This is a genomic window from Aeromonas sp. ZOR0002 (genome assembly GCF_963866995.1).
In the GTDB taxonomy this organism is placed as follows: Bacteria; Pseudomonadota; Gammaproteobacteria; order Enterobacterales; family Aeromonadaceae; genus Aeromonas; species Aeromonas caviae.
Genome location: NZ_CAWMFQ010000162.1, coordinates 1 through 1957, shown reverse-complemented (window position 1 = coordinate 1957; position 1957 = coordinate 1). Strand labels below are relative to the sequence as shown.

The 1957-nt window shown below is 63.7% G+C and carries 3 protein-coding genes; 1 reads left to right on the top strand and 2 read right to left on the bottom strand.

Features of this window, described 5'->3' with window-relative positions:
- Together AACR77_RS09585 and AACR77_RS09580 are read right to left on the bottom strand one after the other, a co-directional pair.
- The coding region (locus AACR77_RS09585; protein ID WP_042881048.1) for an NfeD family protein at positions 1 to 413 on the bottom strand (413 nt) is incomplete at its 3' end.
- Entirely contained in the window at positions 410 to 1333 is a 924-nt protein-coding gene (locus tag AACR77_RS09580) for an SPFH domain-containing protein (RefSeq protein ID WP_029314806.1), read from the bottom strand. The genes AACR77_RS09585 and AACR77_RS09580, both read right to left, overlap by 4 nt.
- 197 nt (positions 1334 to 1530) lie before the next feature.
- Between AACR77_RS09580 and AACR77_RS09575 the strand changes: the two genes are divergently transcribed.
- A partial coding sequence (locus AACR77_RS09575; RefSeq protein ID WP_331372268.1) for a precorrin-2 dehydrogenase/sirohydrochlorin ferrochelatase family protein occupies positions 1531 to 1957 on the top strand: 427 nt, incomplete at its 3' end.

Sequence of the window (1957 nt, the reverse complement as noted above, 5' to 3'; positions counted from 1 at the left end):
ACCACCTTGACCCGGCTGCCGGCCGGCAGCGGCGCGTTGCAGCGCACCGTCCAGACGGTGTCGTCCAGATGCACCCGGCTCATCCCCTGGCTGACCTCGTCCAGCAGGGTCAGCTCGCGGCCCATGTAGCTTTGCATCCGCTCGTTGATGGGAGCGGCGGCATCCAGCCCGGAGCGATCCCGGCGATGCTGCCAGCGCCACCAGGCCCAGGTGGTGAGCAGGGATTGCAGGGCGAAGAGCAGCAACTGCGCCTGCCAGCCGAAGGGCCAGACCAGCAGCAGGAGTCCCACCTCCAGGGCGGCGATGCCGGTCCAGAGCAGAAAGCCCACCGACCCCATCACCTCGATGGCCAGCAGCACGAAGCCGAGCCCCAGCCAGTGCCAGTGGGTCAGCCCCTCGAACAGGGCTGTCATGATTTGCCCGCCTTGCCGTCTTTGTTGAACAGCTCGGCCATGCCCGCCACCGAGCCTATCAGGCTGCCCGCTTCCAGGGGCATCATGATGATCTTGCTGTTGGGGCCTTCACCGATGCGGGCCAGGGCCTCGGTGTATTTCTGGGCCACGAAGTAGTTGATGGCCTGCATGTCGCCCTCGGCGATCGCCTGGGAGACCATGTGGGTCGCCTTGGCTTCCGCCTCGGCGGCCCGCTCCCGCGCTTCGGCGGCGAGGAAGGCGGCCTGACGCTCACCCTCGGCTTTCAGGATCTGGGACTGCTTCTCCCCCTCGGCCTTCAAGATCTTGGACTGGCGCACCCCTTCGGCCTCCAGCACCTCGGCCCGCTTCTGGCGCTCGGCCTTCATCTGGGCGTTCATGGCTTCTACCAGGGCGAGGGGCGGGCGCACATCCTTGATCTCGATCCGGGTCACCTTGATGCCCCAGGGGGCGGTGGCCGCATCCATGGTGCGCAGCAGCTTCTCGTTGATGGTGTCGCGCTGGGAGAGCATCTCGTCCAGCTCCATGGCGCCGAGCACGGTCCGCATGTTGGTCATGGTGAGATTGCGGATGGCGCTGGTGAGATCGTTGACCTCGTAGCCCGCCTTGCGGGCATCCACCACCTGCACGAAGCTGATGGCGTCGATGGTGACGTTGGCGTTGTCCCGGGAGATCACCTCCTGGGCCGGGATGTCCAGCACCTGCTCCATCATGATGATCTTGTGGCCGATGCGGTCGATGTAGGGGATCAGCAGGTTGAGGCCCGGGGAGAGGGTGCGGGTGTAGCGGCCGAAGCGCTCCACGGTCCAGTTGTAACCCTGGGGCACTATCTTGATGCCGGCACTCAGGGTGGCGAGTACCAGGAATATGAAGATCCCCAATACAATCAATGACTCATTCATGATTAAGCTCCTTATGAAACACTTTCACTAGCCTAGGGTCTGGTGCCATCCACCACAAGCAGATTCGCTTCTCTATTGCCGCCACACGGCTTTACTAATTACCAAAACGCATTAAAGAGCATTTTTTATTATTTTGAGGGATAAGCGCTCCTGCCTATAGTCGCCCCAGATGTCGCGATGCCGAGGAGCGGGCCCTGATGGATTATTTACCTATGTTTGCCAGGTTGGAAGGCCGCCCGGTACTGCTGGTGGGCGGGGGCGAGGTTGCCCTGCGCAAGGCGCGCCTGCTGCTGGCGGCAGGTGCCCGGATCACCCTGGTCTCTCCCGCGATCGAGCCCGAGTTCCATGAATTTGCCGGTCGCTTCACCCATGTGGCGGCGCGTTTCGACCCGGCTCACCTGGCAGGGCAGATCCTGGTGGTGGCCGCGACCGACGATCTCGAGGTCAACGCCCTGGTCTACCAGAGCGCCACCGAGCGCGGTCTGTTCGTCAACCTGGTGGATGACCCCGAGCGCTCCAGCTTTATCTTCCCCTCCATCATCGATCGCAGCCCCATCGTGGTGGCCGTCTCCAGCGGCGGCAAGGCCCCCGTGCTGGTGCGCCTGTTGCGCGAGCGGCTCGAGA

What these genes read in the sequence shown, in the direction of transcription:
- AACR77_RS09580 (WP_029314806.1), bottom strand. Translation starts at nt 1,333, where the DNA reads ATGAATGAGTCATTGATTGTATTGGGGATCTTCATATTCCTGGTACTC.